Annotated in this window: 24 protein-coding genes and 1 pseudogene; 14 read left to right on the forward strand and 11 right to left on the reverse strand. The window is 68.6% G+C overall.

Annotated features, from left to right (window positions below; translation table 11 throughout):
* Positions 1 to 4 precede the first annotated feature (4 nt).
* Genes LA521A_RS02225 through LA521A_RS02235 form a run of 3 tightly spaced genes read right to left on the reverse strand, consistent with a single transcriptional unit; the run spans position 5 to position 3,695 of the window.
* Positions 5 to 217 carry a hypothetical protein gene (locus LA521A_RS02225; RefSeq protein ID WP_281780764.1) on the reverse strand — a complete coding sequence of 71 codons (213 nt, stop codon included), beginning with the start codon at positions 215 to 217 and terminating at the stop codon, positions 5 to 7.
* On the reverse strand, positions 214 to 3,078 hold the full coding sequence (locus LA521A_RS02230; protein WP_281780765.1) for a molybdopterin oxidoreductase family protein: 2,865 nt from the start codon (positions 3,076 to 3,078) through the stop codon (positions 214 to 216). Before LA521A_RS02230 ends, LA521A_RS02225 begins: the two co-directional genes overlap by 4 nt.
* A 23-nt stretch (positions 3,079 to 3,101) precedes the next feature.
* Positions 3,102 to 3,695, reverse strand: coding sequence for a hypothetical protein (locus tag LA521A_RS02235; RefSeq protein ID WP_281780766.1), 594 nt, complete (start codon positions 3,693 to 3,695; stop codon positions 3,102 to 3,104).
* Positions 3,696 to 3,827: 132 nt separating this feature from the next.
* Between LA521A_RS02235 and LA521A_RS02240 the strand changes: the two genes are divergently transcribed.
* From LA521A_RS02240 to hslU, 12 genes are all read left to right on the forward strand, one after another.
* Positions 3,828 to 4,796 (forward strand): helix-turn-helix transcriptional regulator, encoded by a 969-nt coding sequence (locus LA521A_RS02240; RefSeq protein ID WP_281780767.1) that lies wholly within the window; start codon positions 3,828 to 3,830, stop codon positions 4,794 to 4,796.
* A 180-nt stretch (positions 4,797 to 4,976) separates the two neighbouring features.
* Positions 4,977 to 5,276, forward strand: coding sequence for a hypothetical protein (locus LA521A_RS02245; RefSeq protein ID WP_281780768.1), 300 nt, complete (start codon positions 4,977 to 4,979; stop codon positions 5,274 to 5,276).
* A 100-nt stretch (positions 5,277 to 5,376) separates the two neighbouring features.
* Positions 5,377 to 7,497: a prolyl oligopeptidase family serine peptidase gene (locus tag LA521A_RS02250; RefSeq protein WP_281780769.1), complete on the forward strand. Its 2,121-nt coding sequence runs from the start codon at positions 5,377 to 5,379 to the stop codon at positions 7,495 to 7,497.
* Positions 7,498 to 7,576: 79 nt separating this feature from the next.
* Positions 7,577 to 9,715, forward strand: a complete 2,139-nt coding sequence (locus LA521A_RS02255) for a S9 family peptidase (RefSeq protein WP_281780770.1) — start codon at positions 7,577 to 7,579, stop codon at positions 9,713 to 9,715.
* Positions 9,716 to 9,909: 194 nt separating this feature from the next.
* Positions 9,910 to 10,242 (forward strand): YbaN family protein, encoded by a 333-nt coding sequence (locus LA521A_RS02260; protein WP_425494617.1) that lies wholly within the window; start codon positions 9,910 to 9,912, stop codon positions 10,240 to 10,242.
* A gap of 36 nt (positions 10,243 to 10,278) precedes the next feature.
* Positions 10,279 to 10,563: an LPS translocon maturation chaperone LptM gene (lptM, locus tag LA521A_RS02265; protein ID WP_281780772.1), complete on the forward strand. Its 285-nt coding sequence runs from the start codon at positions 10,279 to 10,281 to the stop codon at positions 10,561 to 10,563.
* Between the two features lie 12 nt (positions 10,564 to 10,575).
* A complete protein-coding gene (gene dapF / locus LA521A_RS02270; protein ID WP_281780773.1) occupies positions 10,576 to 11,421 on the forward strand; it encodes a diaminopimelate epimerase in 846 nt (281 codons plus the stop codon).
* Complete coding sequence (locus LA521A_RS02275) at positions 11,414 to 12,088, forward strand: DUF484 family protein (protein ID WP_281780774.1); 675 nt, start codon at positions 11,414 to 11,416, stop codon at positions 12,086 to 12,088. Before dapF ends, LA521A_RS02275 begins: the two co-directional genes overlap by 8 nt.
* A 30-nt stretch (positions 12,089 to 12,118) precedes the next feature.
* Entirely contained in the window at positions 12,119 to 13,033 is a 915-nt protein-coding gene (xerC, locus tag LA521A_RS02280) for a tyrosine recombinase XerC (protein ID WP_281780775.1), read from the forward strand.
* Positions 13,034 to 13,166: 133 nt separating this feature from the next.
* A complete protein-coding gene (locus LA521A_RS02285) occupies positions 13,167 to 13,367 on the forward strand; it encodes a DUF3079 domain-containing protein (RefSeq protein WP_281780776.1) in 201 nt (66 codons plus the stop codon).
* A gap of 117 nt (positions 13,368 to 13,484) precedes the next feature.
* Positions 13,485 to 14,036: an ATP-dependent protease subunit HslV gene (hslV, locus tag LA521A_RS02290; RefSeq protein ID WP_115841153.1), complete on the forward strand. Its 552-nt coding sequence runs from the start codon at positions 13,485 to 13,487 to the stop codon at positions 14,034 to 14,036.
* Positions 14,037 to 14,142: 106 nt separating this feature from the next.
* Positions 14,143 to 15,531, forward strand: coding sequence for an ATP-dependent protease ATPase subunit HslU (gene hslU / locus LA521A_RS02295; RefSeq protein WP_281780777.1), 1,389 nt, complete (start codon positions 14,143 to 14,145; stop codon positions 15,529 to 15,531).
* A 282-nt stretch (positions 15,532 to 15,813) separates the two neighbouring features.
* Here hslU and LA521A_RS02300 read toward each other — a convergent pair whose 3' ends face one another.
* Genes LA521A_RS02300 through LA521A_RS02310 form a run of 3 tightly spaced genes read right to left on the reverse strand, consistent with a single transcriptional unit; the run spans position 15,814 to position 18,136 of the window.
* The gene (locus LA521A_RS02300; RefSeq protein WP_281780778.1) at positions 15,814 to 16,260 is read right to left on the reverse strand and encodes an OsmC family protein; all 447 of its coding nucleotides are present in this window, start codon (positions 16,258 to 16,260) and stop codon (positions 15,814 to 15,816) included.
* Positions 16,261 to 16,307: 47 nt separating this feature from the next.
* Positions 16,308 to 17,387, reverse strand: coding sequence for a hypothetical protein (locus LA521A_RS02305; protein ID WP_281780779.1), 1,080 nt, complete (start codon positions 17,385 to 17,387; stop codon positions 16,308 to 16,310).
* A gap of 41 nt (positions 17,388 to 17,428) precedes the next feature.
* Positions 17,429 to 18,136: an AraC family transcriptional regulator gene (locus tag LA521A_RS02310; RefSeq protein ID WP_281780780.1), complete on the reverse strand. Its 708-nt coding sequence runs from the start codon at positions 18,134 to 18,136 to the stop codon at positions 17,429 to 17,431.
* Between the two features lie 266 nt (positions 18,137 to 18,402).
* Between LA521A_RS02310 and LA521A_RS18980 the strand changes: the two are divergent.
* Positions 18,403 to 18,543, forward strand: a pseudogene (locus LA521A_RS18980) (SDR family NAD(P)-dependent oxidoreductase); the annotation flags it as partial.
* Positions 18,544 to 18,629: 86 nt separating this feature from the next.
* Entirely contained in the window at positions 18,630 to 19,139 is a 510-nt protein-coding gene (locus LA521A_RS02315; RefSeq protein ID WP_281780781.1) for an SDR family NAD(P)-dependent oxidoreductase, read from the forward strand.
* An 18-nt stretch (positions 19,140 to 19,157) separates the two neighbouring features.
* Here the strand turns inward: LA521A_RS02315 and arr are convergent, their stop codons facing one another.
* The 5 genes from arr to LA521A_RS02340 form a co-directional block, all read right to left on the reverse strand.
* On the reverse strand, positions 19,158 to 19,559 hold the full coding sequence (gene arr, locus LA521A_RS02320; protein WP_281780782.1) for an NAD(+)--rifampin ADP-ribosyltransferase: 402 nt from the start codon (positions 19,557 to 19,559) through the stop codon (positions 19,158 to 19,160).
* A 159-nt stretch (positions 19,560 to 19,718) separates the two neighbouring features.
* Complete coding sequence (locus tag LA521A_RS02325; RefSeq protein WP_281780783.1) at positions 19,719 to 20,174, reverse strand: nucleoside deaminase; 456 nt, start codon at positions 20,172 to 20,174, stop codon at positions 19,719 to 19,721.
* Positions 20,171 to 20,656 (reverse strand): GNAT family N-acetyltransferase, encoded by a 486-nt coding sequence (locus LA521A_RS02330; protein ID WP_281780784.1) that lies wholly within the window; start codon positions 20,654 to 20,656, stop codon positions 20,171 to 20,173. Before LA521A_RS02330 ends, LA521A_RS02325 begins: the two co-directional genes overlap by 4 nt.
* 22 nt (positions 20,657 to 20,678) lie before the next feature.
* Positions 20,679 to 21,779 carry an HlyD family secretion protein gene (locus LA521A_RS02335; RefSeq protein WP_281780785.1) on the reverse strand — a complete coding sequence of 367 codons (1,101 nt, stop codon included), beginning with the start codon at positions 21,777 to 21,779 and terminating at the stop codon, positions 20,679 to 20,681.
* Complete coding sequence (locus LA521A_RS02340; protein WP_343226705.1) at positions 21,776 to 23,440, reverse strand: MFS transporter; 1,665 nt, start codon at positions 23,438 to 23,440, stop codon at positions 21,776 to 21,778. Before LA521A_RS02340 ends, LA521A_RS02335 begins: the two co-directional genes overlap by 4 nt.
* Between the last annotated feature and the right edge of the window lie 54 nt (positions 23,441 to 23,494).

Raw genomic sequence — 23,494 nt, forward strand, 5'->3', positions numbered from 1 at the left:
ATCTTCAGCGTTTGCGGGTACTGATCAGCCACACGCCGATCGCGAACAGGGCGATGCCGAAACTCACGCTCGGCAGCATGCCCACCAGGACGGGTACGAGCGAATTGCCCGTCGCGGCCGGCGAGATCGGATCGAACACGCCGAAGCTGATCAGGATCATCACGGCGAAGCCGAGCACGATGCACAGCCAGCCGGCGAGCAGGCGGATGGATTTCACGATGGGGTTCCTTCGCGTTCGGCCTTGCGCTTCTGGCGGAACTGCACGCCGTAGCGCAGCGGCGCGTCGTCCGCCTCGCCCATCGCGATCGGGGCGAATTGCGGCGAGCTGGCGTTCGCCGGCTGCACGCGCGCGATGCGGACGCGCAGGTCGAACCACGCCGCCTGCCCGGTGACCGGATCGGCGTTGGCGTAATCGCCGCGCGGGGTGATGTCGGAAATCAGGTGGTTGAGCAGGAATCCCTGCCGGCCTTCGGGCGCGTCCTTGCCGAGCTTCCACGCGCCGCGGCGCTTACCGATGGCGTTCCACGTCCACACGGTGTCGGGCTGCACGTTGGCGGCGAACTTCGCCTGCACCGTGATCGTGCCGTGGTGCGAGGTCACCTCGATCCAGTCCTCGTCCCGGATGGCATGACGTGCCGCGGTGTCCGGATGCAGGTACAGCCAGTTGCGCGCGGCGATCTGGCGCAGCCACGCATTCTGCGAACCCCACGCGTGGTACATGAACATCGGGCGCTGGGTGACGGCGCTGAGGGGGAAGTCCTCGCGCGTGGTCTGCTCGCCTTCGAAAGGTTCGTACCACATCGGAATCGGATCGAAATACGTCGCCACGCGCTCGCGATGTTCGTCCGGCGGCTGCACCGCGCCGTGGCCCTGCGCGGCGAGGCGGAACTTCTGCATGGTTTCCGAGTAGAGCTGCAGCACGATCGGATCGGCGTGGCCGAGGAACCCCATCTTCTGCGCCCAGTCCAGGTAGCCGCGATTGGCCATCTTGAAATAACGCGCATCTTCCGGAATCTCGCTGCGCCAGAAGCCGCCGTGGTCGATGTAGCGCTGCAGCTGTTGCGGATTGGGCTGGCCCTTCGCATCGACCTCGCCGTGCGCGCCGCGCCAGCCCGCAAGCAGGCCGACGCCCGGGGCGCGTTCGTGGCGGACGATGTAATCGGCGTAGTCGCGGTACTTCGGCGAGCCGTCTTCGTTCGTCAGGCCGGGCAGCCCCAGGCGCGCGCCGAGGTCGATCAGCACCGACTGGAAGCCGCGCACGTCGCGGCCTTCTCGCTGTTTCGCCGCATCCAGCACCGGATGACGGATCGCGTCGGCCGCGCCATCGGCGTCGGAAATCGGCCGGTCGAGCAGGCTGATCGCGTCGAAACGCTCCAGGTACGTCGTATCGGGCAGCACGAGGTCGGCGTAGGCGACCATTTCCGATGCGTACGCGTCGGCGTAGATGATGCGCGGGATGCGGTATTGCCCGTCTTCGCGCTTGTCGGTGAGCCACGCGATGGTCTGCGCGGTGTTCATCGACGAGTTCCAGCTCATGTTCGCCATGAACATCATGAGCGTGTCGATGGGGTAGGGATCGCCCGCCCACGCGTTGCGGATGACGGTGTGCATCATCCCGTGCGCCGACAGCGGATACGCCCACGAGAACGCGTGGTCGATGCGGCGCGGCGCGCCCGCTTCGTCGACGACGAGATCTTCCGGCCCGTGCACGAAACCCAGCGGCGCGGCGTCGAGCACGCCGTTGGACTGCCGCGCCTTGCCAGGACGGTTCGGCGGCGGCAGCGGCTTCGGGAACGGTGGCTGGTAGCGGAACGAACCCGGCGCATCCACCGCGCCCAGCAGCATCTGCAGCAGGTGCAGCGCGCGGCAGGTGTGGAAGCCGTTGCTGTGCGCGCTGATGCCGCGCATCGCGTGCATCGACACGGGACGTCCCTGCATCGAGTCATGTTCGCGGCCCCATGCGTCGGTCCACGCGATGGGCAGCGTGAACGCGCGATCGAACGCGGCGTCGGCCAGTTCGCGCGCGATGCGGCGGATCGTCCCAGCCGGAATGCCGCAGCGTTCGCTCACCGCGTCGGGCGAATACTGCGGATCGAGATAACGCTGCGCGACCAGATGGAACGCCGGCACCGCGCGGCGGCCGTCGCGCAGCGTGTATTCGCCGACGACACGCGGCTGGATGCCGGTGTCGTTCGCCCGCGCGAAGCGGTGCGAGTCGATCGCGCACAGCGGGTGGCCTTCCAGGTCGCGCGCGAACAGGCCGTCTTCCGCGCCGCCCGGATCGTCCACGACGAGCCAGTGCGCGTTGGTGTAGCGCACCAGGTAATCCAGGTCGATGCGATCGGCGTTCAGCAGTTCGTGGATCAGCGCGAACGCGAACAGGCCGTCGGTGCCGGGACGGATGCCGATCCATTCATCGGCAATCGCGCCATAGCCCGAGCGCACCGGATTGATCGCGACGATCTTCGCGCCGCGCGCCTTGAGCTTGCCCAGGCCCAGCTTGATCGGATTGGAGTCGTGGTCTTCGGCCACGCCCCACAGCATCAGGTACTGCGTGTGGTCCCAGTCGGGCTCGCCGAATTCCCAGAAGCTGCCGCCGACCGAATACAGCCCGCCGGCCGCCATGTTCACCGAGCAGAACCCGCCGTGCGCGGCGTAGTTCACGGTGCCGAACTGCTGCGCCCACCAGCCGGTGAGCGCCTGCGACTGGTCGCGGCCGGTGAAGAAGGCGAGTTCGTCGGGATTGCGTTCGCGGATCGGCTTCAGCCACGAGGTCGCGATCTCCAGCGCCTCATCCCATTCGATTTCGCGGAATTCGCCCGATCCGCGTTCGCCCACGCGCAGCAGCGGCTTGTCCAGCCGCGCGGGCGAGTAGTGCTGCATGATTCCCGCCGAACCCTTGGCGCACAGCACGCCCTGGTTCACCGGGTGGTCGGGGTTGCCCTGGATGTAGCGGATCTGCCCGTCCTTCAGCCACACCTTGATGCCGCAACGGCACGCGCACATGTAGCAGGTGGTGGTCTTCACCTCGTCGCCGATGCTGGGCGAGGTGTCGATGGCGGGCTCGGGCTGGCGCATCCCGTCATTGTGCCTGCGCGACGCTAGGGGCGACACAGGCGATGTTCGTAATCCAGCTGCTGGCGCAGCGCCTCGCTATCGCCGTCGAGCGCCAGTTCGCCGATGTTCCTGCGATTCTCGCGGCAGGGTTCGTCCGGATCGCGACCGCCGAACATGCGGCCTATCCCGTTAACGACGCTGGCGACGGTGGTGGGCTCGCGCATGCGGAAACGTCCGTCGCCTTCGCCGGGAAGGCGCGTACGGCGGTCCGCCAGCGGATCGGACGTCGAAATCGCCGGTTGCGCGATGTCGCGCACCTGGTCGAGGTAGATGGCGGAAAGGGGGCGGGCGGGCTCCGGTCGCGCGTCGACGCCGGGCAGCGCGCGTTCCGGCAACGACGGCTCGCGCGCGGCCTGCGCCCGCGTTGCGATGCGTGCCGGATTTGGCGACACGGGGCGCGGCTGCATGGGTGGCGGTGCGCGCGCGGGCGTGATCCAGACCACGTCGATGGCCGAGTGCGAGAGCGGGATCGGGACGATCCCGGGCCGCATCAGCATCGCAAGTCCCACGAACATGCCCGTGGTTGCGGCGAACGCCACGCCTGCCGCGAGCGCGGCGTCCCATCGCGATCCCTGCATGGACTCCATCACATCCCCTGATGACGCCGACGCAGTATCGTGGGCCCCCGGTTAAACCGGAGTTAGCCCGCGCGCTGGCGGCCGCCATGGCGCGGTGCGATCCTGTCCTTACCGCTTCCCCGACCGCGACCCATGGAACGCATCGAACGCATCCACGCCCTCCACCGCATCCTCAGCGCCGCGCGCTATCCGGTCACGGTGCAGCGGCTGCAGGAAGACCTGGAATGCTCGCGCGCCACCGTCTATCGCGACCTGGCGTACCTGCGCGATTACCTGATGGCGCCGGTGGTGGGCAATGGCGAGGCGGGCTTCCGCTACGACCACAGCGAAGGCGAGCGCTTCGAACTGCCCGGTTTGTGGCTCAGTTCCGAGGAGCTGCACTCGCTGCTCGCCGCGCAACAACTGCTCGTGCGCAGTGGCGGCGGCGTGCTGTCCAACGCCCTGGCGCCGCTGCAGCATCGCATCGAGAAACTGCTGGACGAGCACGCCGGCGGTCGTCGCGTGCCGGTGGAGCGCGTCCGCGTGATCCCGCATCGCACGCGCCGGCTCGACGAAACCGCCTTCCGCACGGTCGCGACGGCGGTGCTCGATCGCAAGCAGCTGAGCTTCGAGTACCGCGCGCGCTCCACCGACGAGCAGACGCGCCGCACGGTGTCGCCGCAGCGGCTGACGCATTACCGCGAGAACTGGTACCTCGACGCGTGGGACCACAACCGCGAGGCATTGCGCAGCTTCGCGGTGGACCGCATCAGCGCGGCGAAGCTGTCGGAGACGGCGGCGCGCGACGTGCCCGACGAGGAACTCGACAAGCACCTGGCGTCGAGCTACGGCATTTTTTCCGGCGCGCCCAAGGGCTGGGCGACGATCGTGTTCACGCCGAAGGCCGCGCGCTGGGTGGCGGACGAGCACTGGCATTCGCAGCAGCAGGGCCGCTTCCTGCCGGATGGCCGCTACGAGCTGAAGGTGCCCTACAGCGCCGGGCGCGAGCTGCTGATGGACGTCATGCATTACGGCAGCGATGCGGAGATCGTCGAGCCGCCGGTGCTGCGCGAACAGGCGCGGGCCTTGCTGCAGCTGGCGTTGAGCAATTACGACCGGTGAGATTTCGATCCCTCTCCCTTCCGAGAGGGGGGTGAGCGGGGCGGTCTGAACCCGGGTGCGCTTCGCTTACCCGGGCTACAACGGCCGCCTCGCCATCCCGGATCCCGAGCCCCCGCTTCACCGTCGCAACCCCTGAGACCCCGCGCCCGCAGGCTGGCTCCATTCCAACGGAGACCCGCCATGCAGACCCGTTCCGACCTTCATTCCGGCCTCGACGTCCTGATGCGCCATGCCGTCGCCATCGGCGTCGCGATCGTCGCGCTGCTGCCGGCCGCGCGGGGTTTCAGCCCGACCTTCGGCTGGATGCCGCTGTGGCTGGTCGCCATGCCGCTGTGCGCCTGGTGGGCGCTGCACCGTTTCCGCGTGCCGGTGCGCGAAGCCGACGCGGTCGTGCCCGCCCGCACTCGCCGCCGCGCCGGGGCGCAGGCCCGTCGCCGGCGCGCCTCGACGGCCCGCGGCCGGCATTCGCAGGCGGCCTGAGCAGCCGCCCGCTCCGGCACAGTGCGGCGACGCCGGCGTCGGCGGCGGCCGTCGCGCGCTGTGCTAGCGTTCCGGGTCCACTCATGCACCCGGAGCGCCGATGTCGAAGCTGTCGATCGCCTGCCAGAGTCTGGTGATGTCCGCAGGCCTTGCGGCTGCGTCGCTGGCCGGCGCCGCACCCAAGGAGTCCCCCGCCGTGTCCGCCGATCCCTACGCCTGGCTCGAAGACGTCACCGCCGAGCGTTCGCTCGACTGGGTTCGCGCGCATAACGCCCAGGCCGAAGCCGAACTGGCCACATCGAAGCAGTTCGCGCAGCTCGAATCCGACATCCGCGCCATCCTCGATTCCGACGCCAAGATCCCCGGCGTGGAGAAGATCGGCGACTACTACTACAACTTCTGGAAGGACAAGCAGCACGAGCGCGGCCTGTGGCGGCGCACGACGCTGGAGGAATACCGCAAGGCCTCGCCGAAGTGGGAAACCGTCGTCGACCTGGACGCCCTGAACAAGGCCGAAGGCGAGAACTGGGTGTGGCACGGCGTCGATTGCCTGCGTCCGGATTACACGCGCTGCCTCATCGCGCTCTCGCGCGGGGGCGCCGATGCCGACGTCACGCGCGAATTCGACCTGTCGACCAAGTCGTGGGTGAAGGACGGCTTCTTCCGCGACGAGGCCAAGGGCGCGCTGGGCTGGATCGATCGCGACACGGTGTACGTCTACACCGACTTCGGCGCGGGCTCGATGACCAGCTCGGGCTATCCGCGCGTCGTCAAGGAATGGAAGCGCGGCACGCCGCTCGACCAGGCGCGCGTGGTGTACGAAGGCAAGCCGACCGACATGTACATCGCGGCCCTGCGCGACCACACGCCGGGCTTCGAGCGCGACTTCGTCAGCCGCACGCTGGCGTTCTACAACGACGAGCTGTACCTGCGCGGCGCGGACGGCAAGCTCGCCAAGATCGACGTGCCCAATTCGGTCAGCAAGTCGGTGCATCGCGAATGGCTGCTGCTCGAACTTCGCGAACCGTATGAAGCCGGCGGCAAGACCTGGCCGGCCGGCAGCCTGATCGCGACGAACTTCGACGCCTTCATGGCCGGCAAGCGCGAGTTCACTGCGCTGTTCACGCCGACGCAGCGCACGTCGCTGTCGAGCTACACGTGGACGAAGTCGCACCTGGTGCTCAACGTCCTGGACGACGTCAAGAACCGCCTGAGCGTGCTCACGCCGGCGGCGACGGGCGACTGGAAGCGCAGCGAGTTCACCGGCGCGCCGACGTTCGGCACGCTCGCCGTGTCGGCCGTCGATGCGGACGAAAGCGATGCGGTGTGGCTCACCGCCACCGATTACCTGACGCCGACGACGCTGTCGCTCGCGCAGATCGGCGCGACGCCTGAAGTGCTCAAGACGATGCCGGTGTTCTTCGATGCCTCATCGAGCGTCATCGAACAGCATTTCGCCACGTCGAAGGACGGCACGCGCGTGCCGTACTTCCTCGTCCGCCCGGAGGACCTGAAGCTCGACGGCACCGCGCCGACGCTGCTGTACGGCTACGGCGGCTTCGAGATCTCGCTGACGCCGGCGTATTCGGGCAGCGTGGGCAAGGGCTGGCTGGAGAAGGGCGGCGTCTACGCGGTGGCGAACATCCGCGGCGGCGGCGAGTACGGCCCGCGCTGGCACCAGGCCGCGCTGAAGGCCAATCGCCACAAGGCCTACGAGGACTTCGCAGCGGTCGCGCAGGACCTGATCGCACGCAAGGTGACCTCGACCCCGCATCTGGGCATCCAGGGCGGCAGCAACGGCGGCCTGCTCACCGGCAACATGCTCACGCAGTATCCGGAGCTGTTCGGCGCCGTCGTCGTGCAGGTGCCGCTGCTGGACATGAAGCGCTACAGCCACCTGCTGGCCGGCGCGTCGTGGATGGCCGAGTACGGCGATCCGGACACGGCCGACTGGGACTACATCCGCACCTTCTCGCCGTACCACCTGTTCGACGCGAAGAAGACCTATCCGCCGGCGCTGTTCATGACGTCCACGCGCGACGACCGCGTGCACCCGGGCCACGCCCGCAAGATGGCGGCCAAGATGCTCGAAGCCGGCAAGGACGTGCGCTACTACGAGAACATCGAAGGCGGCCACGGCGGTTCGGCCAACAACGCGCAGGCCGCGCACATGAGCGCCCTGGCGTTCACGTTCCTCTGGAACGAGCTGGCCGACAAGTAAGGCGCCTTGCCCTCCTCTCGCCGCAGGCGGGAGGAGGGACGTCCGACCACGTTGTCCAACGCACAACCGGACCCCATCCATGAATCCGACTCACCTGCTTCTTTCGGCCCTCCTCATGAGCACGACCGCCACCACCCTCGCCGCCACCGCCACGCCGCCCGACGCCGCGAAGAAGCCGCACGTGGTGAAGGCGCCGTTCGGTGCGCAGCGCAACGACGAGTACTACTGGCTACGCGACGACGCCCGCCAGAACCCGGAAATGCTGGCGTACCTCAACGCCGAGAACGCCTACGCCGACGCGGTGATGGCGCCGCTGAAGCCGCTGGAAAACAAGCTGTACGAGGAAATCGTCGGCCGCATCAAGCAGGACGACAGCTCGGTGCCGTACCGCGAACGCGGCCACTGGTACTACAGCCGCTTCGAAACCGGCCAGGACTACCCGGTCTACGCGCGCCGCGCCGGCACGATGGACGCACCGGAGCAGGTGCTGCTCGACGTCAACCAGATGGCCGCGGGCAAGGACTATTTCAGCGTCGGCGACTGGGAAGTCAGCCAGGACAACAAGCTGCTCGCATGGGCCGAGGACGCGGTGGGCCGCCGGCAGTACGTCATCCGCTTCAAGAACCTGGAAACCGGCGAGGTCTACAGCGACCAGATCAAGGGCGTGTCGCCGAACCTGGTGTGGGCGGACGACAACAAGACGCTGTTCTACGTCGAGAACGACCCGGAAACGCTGCTCACCGTGCGCGTGAAGAAGCACGTGCTCCGCACGCCGTCGTCGAAGGACGTGCTGGTGTACGAGGAGAAGGACGACAGCTTCTACATGGGCATCGACCGCTCGCGCGACGACCGCTTCATCTGCATCGGCGTGGAAAGCACCGTGTCGAGCGAAATGCGTTGCGCGCCGGCGTCGAACCCGGAGAAGTTCACCGTGCTCGCGCCGCGCGAGCGCGACGTCGAATACCAGGCGGACCATCTCGGCGACCGCTGGGTGATCCGTACCAACGAAGGCGGCGCGGCGAACTTCAAGCTGATGACGGCGCCGTCGGATGCGACCTCGCGCAAGCAGTGGAAGGAATGGGTGCCGCATCGCGACGACGTCTTCATCGAAGGCTTCGAACTGTTCGACGGCTTCACCACCATCGCCGAGCGTTCCGATGCGCTGGAACGCCTGCGCGTGCTCAAGAACGACGGCACCGAGGAATACGTGAAGGCCGACGAGCCGGCGTATTCGATGGGGCTGTCGACCAATTCCGAGCACGACACGCCGTGGCTGCGCTACAGCTACACCTCGCTGACCACGCCGGGCACGACGTACGAAGTCAACGTGCTCACCGGCGAGCGCAAGCTGCTCAAGCGCGAGCCGGTGATCGGCTACGACCCGGAGAAGTACGTCACCGAACGCGTGTGGGCGACCGCCCGCGACGGCGTGAAGGTGCCGGTGTCGCTGGTCTACAAAAAGGGCTTCGAGAAGAACGGCAAGGCCGCGATGCTGCAGTACGCCTACGGTAGCTATGGCAGTTCGACCGATCCGCGCTTCAACGGCCCGGTGGTGAGCCTGCTCGACCGCGGCATGGTGTACGCGATCGCGCACATCCGCGGTGGCCAGGAAATGGGCCGCAAGTGGTACGACGACGGCAAGCTGTTCCACAAGAAGAACACCTTCACCGACTTCATCGACGTCACCGACGATCTGGTGAAGCAGGGTTACGCGGCGAAGGACCGCGTCGCCGCGTACGGCGGCAGCGCCGGCGGCCTGCTGATGGGCGCGATTTCCAACATGGCGCCGGACCGCTACCGCGTGATCCTCTCGCAGGTGCCGTTCGTGGACGTCGTCACGACGATGCTCGATCCGACCATCCCGCTCACCACCAACGAATACGACGAGTGGGGCAATCCGGAAAAGAAGGAGTACTACGACTACATGCTGTCGTACTCCCCGTACGACAACCTGTCCAGGCAGGCGTACCCGTCGATGTTCGTCGGCACCGGCCTGTGGGATTCGCAGGTGCAGTATTGGGAACCGGCGAAGTACGTCGCCCGCCTGCGCGACCTCGACCAGGGCCAGGCGCCGATCGTGTTCCGCACCAACATGGACGCCGGCCACGGTGGCAAGTCGGGCCGTTTCCGCCGCTACCGCGAACTGTCGGAGATGTACGCCTTCATGCTCGACCAGCTGGGCGTGCCCGCCACGCCGGCGGCAACGGCGTCGAAGTAGGTTCCAAGGCACCGAGCGCTTGAGCCCCTCTCCCGCCGGGAGAGGGGTTGGGGTGAGGGTCGGAGCACGATGGCGGCCAGCACTCGGGATCCCCGACTTCCTATGATTCATCCGTGACCACAGCCCCCGACTCCCCGCCGCCCCCCAAAGTCCGCTTCCGCTGGGCCTGGTGGCTGCTCGCCTACACCAGCCTGATGCTCGGCGTCATCGGCATCGTCGTACCGGGACTGCCGACGGTGCCGTTCGTGCTGTTGTCGGCCTTCGCCGCGGCGCGCGGCTCGCGGAAGCTGCACGAGCGCCTGCTGGCGCATCCGCGCTTCGGTCCGATGATCCGCGACTGGCAGGCGCACGGCGCGGTGTCGCGGCGTGCGAAGCGGCTGGCCGTGTCGATGATGGCCGCCTGCGCGGTGATCATGTTCCTCACCGCCCCGCGCTGGTGGATGGCCGCGACCGGCACCGCGATCATGACCATCGTCGCGATCTGGCTCTGGCGTCGCCCCGAACCGCCGGCTCCGCCCGGCATTTGACGACCCATCCCGCGCCTTGCGGGCTACACTTCGGGCATGAATCCCGTCCGAATTTCCGCCGCTGCGTTCCTCCTCGCCCTGCCGCTGATGCTGTCGGCCTGCGGCAACAAGGGCCCATTGATCCTGCCGCCCAAGAGCGTGCCGCAGGTCGTGATGCCGTCCGATGCGCCGCCGGCGCAGGACGCGCAACAGATCGGCGATCCCAGCGATTCGCTCGACCAGGCGCCCAAGGCCGGCGACACCAACGCCGACACGGACCTGAAGGACGACGGCGATCCGGATCCGCCGGAAAACACGGACACCAACACCGACATCCCGTAACGGACTGCGACGATGACGCTGCGTTTCACCAAGATGCATGGCGCGGGCAACGATTTCGTCGTGCTCGATCTGCGCGGCGACGTGGCCGAGCCCGGCGCCGCGCTGTGCCGCGCGCTCGCCGACCGCCACACGGGCGTGGGCTGCGACCAGATCCTGACCGTCGAACGCAGCGACGGCGCCGCCGCGGCGCGCTATCGCATCTGGAACGCGGACGGCTCGTCCTCGCAGCAGTGCGGCAATGGCGCGCGCTGCATCGCGGCGTGGGTCGTGCGCGATGCGCAGGCGCGCGGCGAGGCGATCGGCGACGAGTTCGTGCTCGACAGCCCGGTCGGCGCGCACGCGGTCACGCGCTTGGATGGCGGGCGTTTCCGCATCGAAATGGGCCTGCCGCGCTTCGCGCCGAACAGCATCCCGCTGCACGGTTTCGAAGGCGCGCAGGACGAATACGTGCTGTACCACAACGATGCGCTGTTCACTTTCGGCGCCGTGTCGATGGGCAATCCGCACGCGGTGATCGAAGTCGACGACATCGACCACGCGCCGGTCGAGACCGTCGCGCCCGTGCTGCAGTCGCATCCGGCGTTTCCGGAATCGGTGAACGTCGGCTTCGCCCAGGTCGAATCGCGCAACCGCATCCGCCTGCGCGTGTACGAACGCGGCGTCGGCGAGACGCTGGCCTGCGGCAGCGGCGCATGCGCGGCCGCGGCAGTGCTGATGCGCCGCGGCCGCGTGGATCGCGATGTCACCGTCGCGCTGCCCGGCGGCGAGCTGCGCATCGTGTGGCCCGCGGACGACGCGCCGCTGACGATGTCGGGCCCGACCGCATTCGTGTTCGAAGGGGAGTGGAACCATGAATGAAACCCAGGAAAAGCTCGGCGCGCACGAAGTAGCGGCGTTCCTGCGCCGGCATCCGCGCTTCCTGCAGCAGTTTCCCGACCTGGCGGTGACGCTCGTCGTGCCGCGCGAGGAAGGTTCGGCGGCATCGCTCGCCAGCTATCAACTGGAAGTGTTGCGCGACAAGAACCGCGAGCTCTCGCGCCGCCTGCAGGAGCTGTTCGCCAACGCGCAGGAAAACGAACGCCTGTCGGTCCGCACGCACCAGCTCACGCTTGCGCTCATGCGCCAGAACAGCGCCGCGGACACCCTGCGGGCGATGGCCGCGACGCTGGCCGAGGATTTCAACGGCGATCTCGTGCGCCTGGTCGTGTTCCGCCCGGTGGATGGGCTGGAAGCCACCGAGTGGTTGCAGGTCATCGCGCAGGACGATGCGCGCCTGCAGCCGTTCCGCGATTGCCTCGCCGACGGCGAGCCGCTGTGCGGCCGCCTGCAGCCCGAAAAGCATGCGCTGCTGTACGGCGTACGCGCCGAGGACGTGCAATCGACCGCGCTTCTGCCGCTGCCGGGCGTCGGCCTGATCGCGGTGGGCAGCCGCGACGCGAATCGTTTCTTCCCCGGCATGGGCACGCTGTTCCTGCGGATGATGGGCGAGTCGCTCGCGACGGCGCTGAAGCGTTTCGAGGGTTGATGGACGGCGACGTGCGATGAGCGTGCGGACATGACTTCGCAAGCACGCGAAACGCCGCCCGTTGCCGACATCGAGGATTACCTCGCGCACCTGCAGGTCGAGCGCCGCATGTCCGCGCACACGCTCGATGCGTATCGTCGCGACCTCCTTGCGCTCGCGCAGTGGGCGCAGCACGACGGCAGTGACGTCGCCACGCTGCACGCCGAACAGCTGCGTGCGTTCGTCGCCGCCGAGCATCGCCGCGGCCTGTCGCCCAAGAGCCTGCAACGTCGGCTGTCGGCATGTCGCAGCTTCTACGCCTGGCTTCTGAAGCAGGGACGCATCGCAGCCAGTCCCGCCGCATCGATCCGTTCGCCGAAAGCGCCACGCAAGTTGCCGCAGGTGCTCGATCCGGACGAAGCCAAGGCGCTGGTCGAAGTCCCGACGGATGCGCCGCTTGGCCTGCGCGACCGCGCGCTGCTGGAACTGTTCTATTCCTCCGGGCTGCGATTGTCGGAACTGTGCGCGCTGCGCTGGCGCGACCTGGACCTTGGCGACGCGCTGGTGAACGTGCTCGGCAAGGGCAACAAGCAGCGCAGCGTGCCGCTCGGCTCGCATGCGCGCGCAGCGCTCGCGGAATGGCGGGCGTCGACCGGCGCGGCGAACGATGCGCACGTGTTCCCGGGCCGCGGTGGCGGCGCGATCACGCCGCGCGCGGTGCAGTTGCGCATGCGGCAACTCGCGCAGCAGCAGGGCCTGTTCAAGCGCGTGCATCCGCACCTGCTGCGGCATTCCTTCGCGAGCCACATCCTGGAATCCTCCGGCGACCTGCGCGGCGTGCAGGAACTGCTCGGCCATGCGGATATCGCGACCACGCAGATCTACACGCACCTGGACTACCAGCACCTGGCGAAGGTGTACGACGCCGCGCACCCGCGGGCGAAGCGGAAGACCGGCGAAGGCTGAACGCTTCCGGTACGAGCGCAGCCCGCGAAGCCCTCTGGCGCTCCTCGCGCGCCTTTTCTGATTCGTCTCAATCCAATGCCGGCCGGCTCCGACTAGATTTGCTTGCGCGGGCAAATATCCAGTGGATCCGCTCATGGCCAAGAACTTCCCCCTCAATCCGAAGCACCCCGAGCGCATCTGCTGGGGCTGCGACCGCTATTGCCCGGCGCAGTCGCTGGCCTGCGGAAATGGCTCCGGCCGCGTCATGCATCCGGCCGAAACGCAGGGCGAGACGTGGTACGAGGAGTGGGGCATCGAACCGTGCCCCGACAATCCGCGCATGGCGCAGCTGTAGGCGAAATCGCTGCCGCGCAACCGTGGCTTGCGCAATGCGCCGGCACGATCGGCGCGGCCCGCCGGCTTGAACCGGCCCGTCCAAGCCCCCACCGATGGGAAATCCCCCGGAGGTCGCATGGACCCGAGCCAGAACCCCAACGTTTTCCACGCCACGACCATCGTCTCGGTTCGTCGCGACGGCCACGTCGCCGTCGCCGGCGACGGACAGGTCACCCTTGGCCACACCGTGATGAAGGGCAACGCACGCAAGGTGCGTCGCCTCGGCCGCGACGGCCAGGTGCTCGCCGGTTTCGCCGGCGCCGCCGCCGATGCCTTCACGTTGTTCGAACTGTTCGAAGCCAAGCTCGAAAAACACGGCCAGCTCACGCGCGCCGCGGTCGAGCTCGCCAAGGATTGGCGCACCGAACGCCGCCTGGGCAAGCTCGAGGCGCTGCTCGCCGTCGCCGACAAGGAAACCTCGCTGATCATCAGCGGCACGGGCGATGTCATCGAACCCGAGGACGGCATCATCGCCATCGGTTCCGGCGGCATGTACGCGCTGTCGGCCGCGCGCGCGCTGATCGCGCATACGCAACTGGACGCACGCACCATCGCCACCGAGGCGATCGGCATCGCCGGCGACGTGTGCATCTACACCAACCGCAACGTGGTGGTGGAAGAGCTCTGAGTCCGGCAGTGGAGAACCGGGGAGGGAACGGCAACCGCGTCCCGCCCGCGCTCCGATGTGTCGCCGATTGCCCATTCCCGATTCCCCAGATTCCCGATCCCCGAAGATGCCCATCAAGCCCGACAATTCCAACGCCACCATGACGCCGCGCGAAATCGTGCAGGAGCTGGATCGACACATCGTCGGCCAGCAGTCCGCCAAGCGCGCCGTCGCCATCGCCCTGCGCAACCGCTGGCGCCGCATGCAGCTCCCGGCGGAACTGCGCAACGAGGTGATGCCGAAGAACATCCTGATGATCGGTCCCACCGGCGTGGGCAAGACCGAAATCGCGCGCCGTCTGGCGACGCTCGCCAACGCGCCGTTCGTGAAGGTCGAAGCCACGCGCTTCACCGAAGTGGGTTACGTCGGCAAGGACGTCGAGCAGATCGTGCGCGACCTCGCCGACACCGCGGTGAAGCTGTATCGCGAACAGGCCAAACAGCGCGTGCGCACGCAGGCCGAGGAACGCGCGGAAGAACGCATCCTCGACGCGCTGCTGCCGCGCCGCCAGGGCGCGACGACCGTGTTCGGTTTCAATGCCGCCGAGGAAGCGAAGGACGAGCCGTCCTCGCAGGACAACGAAACCCGCGCGAAGCTGCGCAAGCAGCTTCGAACCGGCGCGCTGGACGATCGCGAGATCGAGATCGAAACCGCCGTGAACGTCGGCGTCGACATCATGGCGCCGCCCGGCATGGAGGAAATGGGCCAGCAGCTGCGGCAGATGTTCTCGCAGGTCGCCGGCGCGAAGACGCACAAGAAGACGTTGCCGATCCGCACCGCGCGCACGCAGCTGACGGAGGAGGAAGCCGGCAAGCTGGTCAACGAAGAGGAAGTGCGCGAAGCGGCGATCGAGGCCTGCGAGCAGCACGGCATCGTCTTCATCGACGAGATCGACAAGGTCGCCAAGCGCAGCGAGGCCGGCGCGACCGGCGGCGACGTCAGCCGCGAAGGCGTGCAGCGCGATCTGCTGCCGCTGGTCGAAGGCTCGACGGTGAGCACCAAGTACGGCCCGGTGAAGACCGACCACATCCTGTTCATCGCGTCGGGCGCGTTCCACCTGGCCAAGCCGAGCGACCTGATTCCCGAACTGCAGGGCCGTTTCCCGATCCGCGTGGAGCTGTCGGCGCTGAGCAAGGACGACTTCGTGCGCATCCTCACCGAGCCCAAGGCTGCACTGACGACGCAGTACGTCGAACTGCTGCGCACCGAAGGCGTCGGGCTGGAATTCACGCCGGATGCGGTGGACCGGCTGGCGGAAATCGCCGCGCAGGTGAACGAACGCCAGGAAAACATCGGCGCGCGCCGCCTGCACACCGTGCTGGAACGCCTGCTCGACGTGCTGAGCTTCGAAGCCCCCGATCGCGACGGGCAGTCGGTGAAGATCGATCGCGCCTACGTCGATTCGCACCTGGGCGAGCTGGTGCAGGATCCGGATCTGAGCCGGTACATCCTGTAAGGCTGAGGGCGTGCCGGCCGTGCGGCGCCGGCACGCGCTTCTCGCTCGTCATTGCCGCGTAGCAGGACTCCATTGCCTGTCGTGTCGCGTCATTGCGGGAACGCAGTCAGGCGATCGGATCCGACACGCATCGCCAAGGCATGAAACGTCCCTGGATTCCCGCCTTCGCGGGAATGACGGGATGGGTGGATGGCGTGACCGGGTTGCATGGCGGGACGGATCGGGACGCTTACGGCGAAGGGGTGAAGATCGCGCGGCCCAACCCGCAACGCATCCGAACCCTCAGCGCGGCTCCACCACCACTTCCGTTTTCACCGAGCTGGCGATGAAGCAGTTGCGGTGCGCCGATTCGTGCAGCTTTTCCAACGCCGCCGCGTGGGGCGCATCGCCGGCGAACGCGATCTTCGGACGCAGCGTCACGTGCGTCACCGCCGCGCGGCCTTCCGCGTTCTTGCCGAGCGTGCCGACCGCATCGTCCTCGTAGGTGTCGATGGTGAAGCCCTTCTTCGCCGCGATCGCGAGCAGCGTCAGCATGTGGCACGACGACAGCGCGGCCACGAGCATTTCCTCCGGGTCCACGCCCTGCGCGCTGCCGAAATACGCCGGCGCCGCCGAGCCCGTGATGCGTTGGCCGCGTTCGAAACGCACGTCGTGGTCGCGCGGGAAGTGTTCGTAATCGAACGGCTGGCCGTTGCGGTTCCAGCGGATCGAGGCGAGGTGTTCGGACATGGCGGCGACCTTGCGTGGGGACGGGCCGCCACCATGCCACAGCGGCTTCAGCGCGCAACAGACTCCGCGCCGGACGCCGCGGCCTTGCGACGCGCGGTGTCCTCGACGAGCTGGTCGTGCGCGGCCTGCTGCAACCGTTCGATGCTGACCTGGTCGGGCGACGCGCCCAGTCGCCTGGTCAGGTCGGCGATCACGTGCTTGTTGGCGTACGTGTGCGGCGAATCCGGGCTGTCGCCCTGTGAGGTGATCATGCCGCCCAGCCGCTTCGCGCTGACTTCGCGCGCCTGCGCCAGTTCGACGAGCTTGGCGCGATATTCCAGTTCCCACGACGCCAGGCCGGGGAATGCGTTCTGGTCGGCGAAATGTTGGGTTTCGTGGCCGAGGAACACGACGCGGAACGCCTCGCTGTCCAGGCCTTCGGTGTAGCTGGGCACGACGGCGTACAGCGCCTGCGCCGTCGCCCAGCCGCCGGCGGAGCCGCGTTCGCAGCGGCCATACGATGTCCAGCCGCGGCTCGCCCAGTCGTCGAGCAGTTCGACCTTCACCGTGTACGGGCCTTCGGGCAGCTCGACCTTCCACGGACGCGTTTCCTGCTTGCGCCACATCATCAGCTCGCGCAGCGGCATCGTGCGGCCGAGCTGCGCGCGATAGCCGCGCGCGAGCAGCTGGCCCTGCAGGATCGGTTCGAGCGCATCCATGTCCTTCGCGCCCGCGGCGTCCGCACCGATGCGCTTGCGCAGCGTGCCCAGCAACTTCGCTTCCAGCGGCGCGCGCTGCTGCGGCGCCTTCATCGCATGCCACCAGTAGTCCTGGTAGTCGTGCAGGATCTGCCGCACGAACGCATCGTCGATGGCATCGGTGGCGAACACCGGAGCATCGCCGTGGCGTGCGAGCATGCAGGCGCGATACACCGCGTCCTTTTCGGCGAAGCCGTCCGCCGGCGAGGCGCGCAGCGCCGCCACCGCGCGCACGCTGTCGCCCTGCAGGATGGCGTTGGTGGATTCGGCGATGGCGGCGGTGGCGGCCGGGGTGCTTTCGGGCGCGGCCGCGTGCGCCGAAGACAGCGTGGCGGCGAGCGCGAACGCCAGCGGGGCGATGCGGCGGGGCGTGATGCGGGCAATGGGCACGGGGGAATCCGTTCGGTGACGGCCGGTGGCCGCCTTCGCGCTCATTGCAGCGCGGTCGCCCCGGCGGCGTCTTGAACGGATTTGATCTGCTGCCGAAGCCGCGACGGCGGCGTGCCGGTCGCCGCACGCAGGGTGCGCGTGAGGTGCGCCTGGTCGGCGAAGCCGCTCGTTGCCGCGATCTCGGCCAGAGGCAGGCCGCCGGCGAGCAGGCGCAGGGCGCGTCGGCAGCGCAGTTCGCGCCGAAGCAGTTGCGGCGGCATGCCGTGCGAGGCGACGAAGGTGCGCGAGGCGTGCGCGAGCGACACGCCAGCCGCGTTCGCGAGCGACGCGATGTCGCACTCGCCGCGTTCCAGTTCGCGCAGGAACGCGTGCTGCCACGGCTGCAGCGTCGGCGTGGGCGCGGCATGGCAGGCGTCGATCAGTTCCGAAAGTCGATGCGGCGCGCGCGTGAACACTGCCAGCGCCTCCTTCGCGTCGTGCACGCGCAACACGCGCAGGGCATCGCCGGCGAGGTCGCCACCGAGGTCCAGGTTCACCACCTTCGCGCCGAGCCGGCCAAAGCGGTTTCCGTGCGCGTGCCAGCGCGGATGGAGCACGAGCGTGCCGGGCACGCAGTCGATCGGGCCGTCGGCACTCGCCTCGAGGTGGCTGCCGTCGATCACCAGCGCCGCATACGCGCCGTCGTGCCGGTGCGTGCGGAGCACGTCGCGGGCGTCATGGCGGGTTTCGAAACCGGTGTGGGCATGCATGGGGCGGATCCTGACGAAGCCGGCGGCCGCGGGCCAGTGGCGGAGGTTGGGGCCAGGGCCTGGGATGCGGCGGCGCCGGACGGGGTTGAAACGGGGACTGCCCGCGGTCGGGCCTGCATCGACTTGTATCGGCATGTATCGGGCGCCCGATCGTTGCATTGGCATGCCAGGCGACGACCCGCGCGACACACGTCGCACACACGGCGGGCGCGCAATGGCCCCGAGGCCGGCGGATCGTCCGCCGGCGACGTTCAAGGGACCACGCCATGACGAACCAGACTTCCACCCGCGCCGCCGCCCTCGTGTTCGGCGGCTCGCGCGGCATCGGCGCCGCCATCGCCCGGCGCCTCGCGCGCGAAGGCCATGCGGTCGCGCTCACGTACGCCTCCCGGGCCGACAAGGCGGCCGAGGTGGTGGCCGCGATCGAAGCCGAAGGCGGCACCGCCATCGCCTTGCAGGCCGACGCGCCGAGGCGGCCTCGATCGCCGCCGCCGTGGCCGACGCGACGGCGCGACTTGGCCCGCTCCGGGTCGCGGTGGTCAACGCCGGCATCTACGAAGGCAGCCCGCTGGCGCAGTTCCCGCTGGAGACGCTCGACCGGATGCTGGCGATCAACGTGCGCGGCGTGTTCCTGTCGATCCAGGCGGCCGCCGCGAACATGGTCGATGGCGGCCGGATCATCACCATCGGCAGCAACACGGCCGTGCGCAGCGGCGTGGTCGGCAGCAGCGTCTATGCGATGACGAAGGCCGCCGTCGCGACGCTGGTGCGTGAACTCGCGCTGGACCTCGCGCCGCGACGGATCACCATCAACAACCTCCAGCCCGGACCGATCGAAACCGACATCACCGCCGGTTTCATCGACACGCTGATCGAGCGCAATCCGCTCAAGCGCATCGGACAGCCCGGCGAAGTCGCCGCACTGGCGGCCTGGCTGGCGGGCCCGGACGCGGGTTACATGACCGGCGCGAGCCTCACGCTGGACGGCGGTTTCTCCCTCTGACGCGACGCTGCGGGGCGATCACTCCTCGATCGCCTCCACGCCCGCAAGCCGCAGTGTTTCCAGGTGCGCGCGCATTTCCTGCAGGCGCTCGGGCGAATGACCGTCCCACTGCAGGACTTCCCCGACGACGCGGAACGGATGCGCGGAGCGGTAGGACTTGGTGGGATTGCCGGGGAACTTCTTGTCGGTGAGGTTCGGATCGTCCTCGATCGGACCGGTGGGTTCGACGAGGTAGATGCGACCGCGCCCCTCGCCGACGGCGAGCTCCGCGCCCCAGGTCGCCGCATCGAGTGTCTCGCTGAGGTACACGAATTTCGCCGGCGTGCGCTTGCCGTAGTTGGACACGCGCCCGGGTTCGATGAGATCACCGATGGCGAGGTCGGCCTTCGTGCCGTGGTAGTACGTCGGTGCATGCGTCATCGCGAGGATTCCGTTGGCCTGCCGTTGCGACAGGCCGGCGATGCTGCACCACGCGCGGCGGCTTGCCGCAAGCCCCGGGGCGTTATATAAATTCGTAGTGGGAGGCGCCGGGCGCCTCCCTTTTTTGTGGCGGGAACATCGCGTTGGGCGCGGCGGCGATCAGTCCTCGCCGATGTCCTCGTTCCACACGTCGGGGTTCGCCGCGATGTAGTCGCCGTGCATCGCGATGCATTCCTGGTCCTGCAGGTCCACGACGCGCACGCCGTTCTCGCGCAGCCAGTCGATGCCGCCGCGGAAGTTCACCGATTCGCCCACCACCACGGTGCCGATGTTGAACTGGCGCACCAGCCCGCTGCAGTACCAGCACGGTGCGAGCGTGGTCACCATGATCGTGTCGCGGTAACGGCGCTGGCGGCCGGCCTTGCGGAAGGCGTCGGTTTCGCCGTGCACGGACGGATCGTCCTCCTGGATGCGACGGTTGTGGCCGCAGCCGAGCAGTCGGCCGTCGTCGTGGTAGAGCGCGGCGCCAATCGGAATGCCGCCTTCGGCCAGCCCCTGGCGAGCTTCGGCGACGGCGGTGGCGAGCAGGGCGCGATAGTCGGGCGTGTCGATCATGGGGTGGCTCCAGCGGCGCGCAGCATGTCGATGTGCGGGATGCCGTCGTCGAGGTAGGTGTCGGAATTGCGCACGAATCCGTGGCGCGCGTAGTAATGCTCCAGGTGCGCCTGCGCGCCGATCTGCACGTCGCTGCCCGGCCAGCGACGCTCGATGTGTTCCAGCGCCACGCGCACCAGCCGATCGCCCAGTCCGCGCCCGCGATACGTCGGCGCGGTGAGCACGCGGCCGAAGCTGACCTGCGGATAGCTCAGCCCGGCCGGCAGGATACGCAGGTACGCCGCGATGCCGCCATCGTCACCGCGGCCGATGACGTGGAGCACGTCGGGGTGCTCGTCCTTGCCGTCGGGATCGAGATAGACGCATCGCTGCTCGACGACGAACACCTCCGAGCGCAGCTTCAGCAGCGAATAGAGCGTGGCGGCGTCGAGTTGCGCGAAGGCGAGCGCCTGCCAGCGCACGGGGGGATTTGCATCGGTCATGCGGCCATGATGCCAGCGCGGCTCAGCGTCGCGCATCCCGTGGCGCACCGGAGGTGTCGATGCGCACTTCCACCGACATGCCCGGATGCAGGCGCGCCTTGAGCGGCTGGTCGGCGTCGATGGCGATCTTCACCGGGATGCGCTGGGCGATCTTGACGAAATTGCCGGTCGCGTTGTCCGCCGGAAGCACGGCGAATTCCGAGCCGGTCGCCGGCGAGATTTCCTCCACGCGCCCGCTCAGGCCTGCACCGCCGAGCGCGTCGACGGTGAACGTCGCCGGCTGGCCGATGCGCACGTACTGCATCTGCGTTTCCTTCATGTTCGCCACCACCCACATGCGCTCGGGCACCAGGCCCATCAGCTGCGTGCCGACGTTGACGTATGCGCCTACGCGCACCGCGACCTGGCCGAGCTGCCCGTCGCGCGGCGCGAGGATGCGGGTGTTTTCCAGGTCGATCTCCGCCAGGCGGATCGCCGCCTGCGCGCTCGCGACGGCCGCTTCGAGCACGCCGATGTTGACCGTCACGCTGCGGGCGTTCTGCCGCGCGATCTCCAGCCCGGCCTGCGCCTCCGACACGCCGGCCTGCGCCTGCGTGCTCGCGGCTTGGGCCTGGTCGCGATCGGCCTGCGACAGCAGTTGCTGGCGGGCGAGCGGTTCGATGCGCTGCAGGTCGGCCTGCGCCTTGTGCTGCAGCGCCTGTGCGTTGCGCACGGCGGCTTCGCTCTGTTCGATGCCGGCGGCCGCACTGCGCTGCTGCTGCGCGGCGTTGGCGAGCGCCGCCTGCTCGCTCTGCAGCCGTGCCTGCGCCTGTTCGAGGCGCTGGCGATAGATGCGGTCGTCGATCTGCACCAGCAACTGGCCCTGCTTCACGTGCTGGAAATCCTGCACCGCGACCTTCGTGACGTAGCCGGCCAGCTGCGGCGCGATGATCGTGACCTGCCCGCGCACCGTCGCGTTCTCCGTCGTCTGGATCGCGCTGCGGAATGGCGGAAGGCGCCACGCGTAGAGCACCAGCAGCACGCCTGCGAGGGCGACGCCGGCGAAGGCCGCCATCTGCCAGCGTCGCCGGCGCTTGCGGGCGGCCTGGGTGGCGGCGGGATCAAGCGGAGCGGGGGAGTTCATCGAGCGGGATTCGGCACGGGAAGGGGGGAAGACGCCGCCGCGGCGCGGGCAAGCGCACGGTCGCGCCGCAACAGCCGCAGGCGATGGATCAGCATCCACACCATGGTGAGCAGCGCGATGGCGGCGATCAGCATGAACACATCGTTGTAGGCCAGCACGTTGGCCTCGCGTGAAGCCGCGGTGCCCAGCGCCCGCATGCCCATCGCGTTGCGCGCCGCGGGATCGGCGATGGCCGGCGCGTACGCGGCGGCGCCGGCCTGCACGCGCGCGGCGACGAGCGGGTCCTGCAGCGTGAGGTGTTCGACGAGCTGGCTGGAGTGGTACTTCTCGCGCACCGTCTGGAACGTGCCCAGCGCCGCCGTGCCCACCAGGCCGCCGAGGTTCTGCGCCATGCCGAACAGCACCACGAAGGTGATCAGGTTGCGCGGCTGCGCGATCACCTGGCCCATGCCGAGGATCATCGCCGGACCGAGGAAATACGTGCTGCCGAAGCCGATCAGGAACTGGCTCAGCATCATGTCCTGCGGGCGCGTGAGGCTGGTCGAATGCGCATCCAGCAGTGCGCCGACGGCGATGCACGCCAGCGCGATGGAGGACGGCACGATCATGCGGCCGGGCACCAGCGTCAGCGCGCTCGCGACGATCCCCAATGCGCACCCGAGCGCCACCATCGCGAACATCCCGTGCATCTGGTCGTTGGTGAGCCCCAGCGCCTGCATGAAGCCCACCGCGCCGGTGCTCTGTTCCGACAGCGCGAAGCGGATCAGCAGCACCGACACGCCCAGCCGCACCATCGTGCCGCTGGCGAGCCAGCGCGTGTTGATCAGCGGATTCGCGCGGAAATGCTCCACGGCGATGGCGCAGGTCAGCAGCACGATGGCGCCCGACAGCGCCCAGCCGATCCATTCGGCATCGAACCACCAGTCCACGCGCCCCAGCGACAGCACCGCGCACAGCAGCGCCATGCCCGGCGCGAACAGCGCGAAGGTGAGAAAGTCGGTCTTCTCGAACACCTTCATGCGATCGCTCGGCGGCAGTCGCAGCATCAGCACGCCACCCAGGGCGACCAGCGCCATGCCCAGCTCGAACAGGTACAGGCCGCGCCATTCGCCGAACTCCAGCAGTTCGGCCGAGAAGATGCGCGCCAGCGGCGTGGCCAGCTGCGCCACGCCGATGCCGACCACCAGCCCGCGCAGGCGATGTTCGGCGCTGAAGGCCTGCATCATGTAGTACAGGCCGAGCGTGCTCAGTGCCGCGCCCGCGATGCCGTGCGCCGCGCGCACCGCGATGGCCGATTCGAGCCCGTGTACGAACAGATGCGCGAAGGCGACCAGCGCGTACAGCGCGAGGAACACCTCGGTGAAGGCGCGCAGCCCGAACTGCTGGCGGAACTTCACCAGGATCAGGTTCACCGAGACGTTGGTCATCACGTAGGCCGCGGGCAGCCACTGCACCTCGGCCGACGTCGCGCCGAGCGCGCCCTGCAGGTTGAGCAGGTTGGCCGTGACCAGCGCATTGCCGAGGCCCCCGGTGATCGCCACGATGAAGCCCACCAGGGCGAAGGCGACCCGTCGGCGGGGCGAATGCAGCGGGGTGGAGGGCGAGCCCGGGATCTTCGGGCGCTCGTGCTCGGCCCACTCGCGCGGCGCGTAACGGCTCATCGGCCCGGTCGTCCTCCTGGGCGCGGCATGGGCGGGGAGGCGGGCCCGGCCGGC

It is taken from the genome of Lysobacter auxotrophicus (assembly GCF_027924565.1).
Lineage (GTDB): Bacteria > Pseudomonadota > Gammaproteobacteria > Xanthomonadales > Xanthomonadaceae > Lysobacter_J > Lysobacter_J auxotrophicus.

Excerpts from the sequence above, each read along its gene's own strand:
- LA521A_RS02310 (WP_281780780.1), bottom strand. The coding sequence starts at position 18,136 with ATGCATGCCCACACCGGTTTCGAAACCCGCCATGACGCCCGCGACGTG.
- LA521A_RS02250 (WP_281780769.1), top strand. The coding sequence starts at position 5,377 with ATGTCGAAGCTGTCGATCGCCTGCCAGAGTCTGGTGATGTCCGCAGGC.
- LA521A_RS02300 (WP_281780778.1), bottom strand. The coding sequence starts at position 16,260 with ATGTCCGAACACCTCGCCTCGATCCGCTGGAACCGCAACGGCCAGCCG.
- lptM (WP_281780772.1), top strand. The coding sequence starts at position 10,279 with ATGAATCCCGTCCGAATTTCCGCCGCTGCGTTCCTCCTCGCCCTGCCG.
- dapF (WP_281780773.1), top strand. The coding sequence starts at position 10,576 with ATGACGCTGCGTTTCACCAAGATGCATGGCGCGGGCAACGATTTCGTC.
- LA521A_RS02340 (WP_343226705.1), bottom strand. The coding sequence starts at position 23,440 with ATGAGCCGTTACGCGCCGCGCGAGTGGGCCGAGCACGAGCGCCCGAAG.
- LA521A_RS02325 (WP_281780783.1), bottom strand. The coding sequence starts at position 20,174 with ATGATCGACACGCCCGACTATCGCGCCCTGCTCGCCACCGCCGTCGCC.
- hslU (WP_281780777.1), top strand. The coding sequence starts at position 14,143 with ATGCCCATCAAGCCCGACAATTCCAACGCCACCATGACGCCGCGCGAA.
- LA521A_RS02335 (WP_281780785.1), bottom strand. The coding sequence starts at position 21,779 with ATGAACTCCCCCGCTCCGCTTGATCCCGCCGCCACCCAGGCCGCCCGC.
- arr (WP_281780782.1), bottom strand. The coding sequence starts at position 19,559 with ATGACGCATGCACCGACGTACTACCACGGCACGAAGGCCGACCTCGCC.
- LA521A_RS02285 (WP_281780776.1), top strand. The coding sequence starts at position 13,167 with ATGGCCAAGAACTTCCCCCTCAATCCGAAGCACCCCGAGCGCATCTGC.
- LA521A_RS02245 (WP_281780768.1), top strand. The coding sequence starts at position 4,977 with ATGCAGACCCGTTCCGACCTTCATTCCGGCCTCGACGTCCTGATGCGC.
- LA521A_RS02230 (WP_281780765.1), bottom strand. The coding sequence starts at position 3,078 with ATGCGCCAGCCCGAGCCCGCCATCGACACCTCGCCCAGCATCGGCGAC.
- LA521A_RS02260 (WP_425494617.1), top strand. The coding sequence starts at position 9,910 with ATGCTCGGCGTCATCGGCATCGTCGTACCGGGACTGCCGACGGTGCCG.
- LA521A_RS02330 (WP_281780784.1), bottom strand. The coding sequence starts at position 20,656 with ATGACCGATGCAAATCCCCCCGTGCGCTGGCAGGCGCTCGCCTTCGCG.
- LA521A_RS02275 (WP_281780774.1), top strand. The coding sequence starts at position 11,414 with ATGAATGAAACCCAGGAAAAGCTCGGCGCGCACGAAGTAGCGGCGTTC.
- xerC (WP_281780775.1), top strand. The coding sequence starts at position 12,119 with ATGACTTCGCAAGCACGCGAAACGCCGCCCGTTGCCGACATCGAGGAT.
- LA521A_RS02255 (WP_281780770.1), top strand. The coding sequence starts at position 7,577 with ATGAATCCGACTCACCTGCTTCTTTCGGCCCTCCTCATGAGCACGACC.
- LA521A_RS02235 (WP_281780766.1), bottom strand. The coding sequence starts at position 3,695 with ATGCAGGGATCGCGATGGGACGCCGCGCTCGCGGCAGGCGTGGCGTTC.
- LA521A_RS02240 (WP_281780767.1), top strand. The coding sequence starts at position 3,828 with ATGGAACGCATCGAACGCATCCACGCCCTCCACCGCATCCTCAGCGCC.
- hslV (WP_115841153.1), top strand. The coding sequence starts at position 13,485 with ATGGACCCGAGCCAGAACCCCAACGTTTTCCACGCCACGACCATCGTC.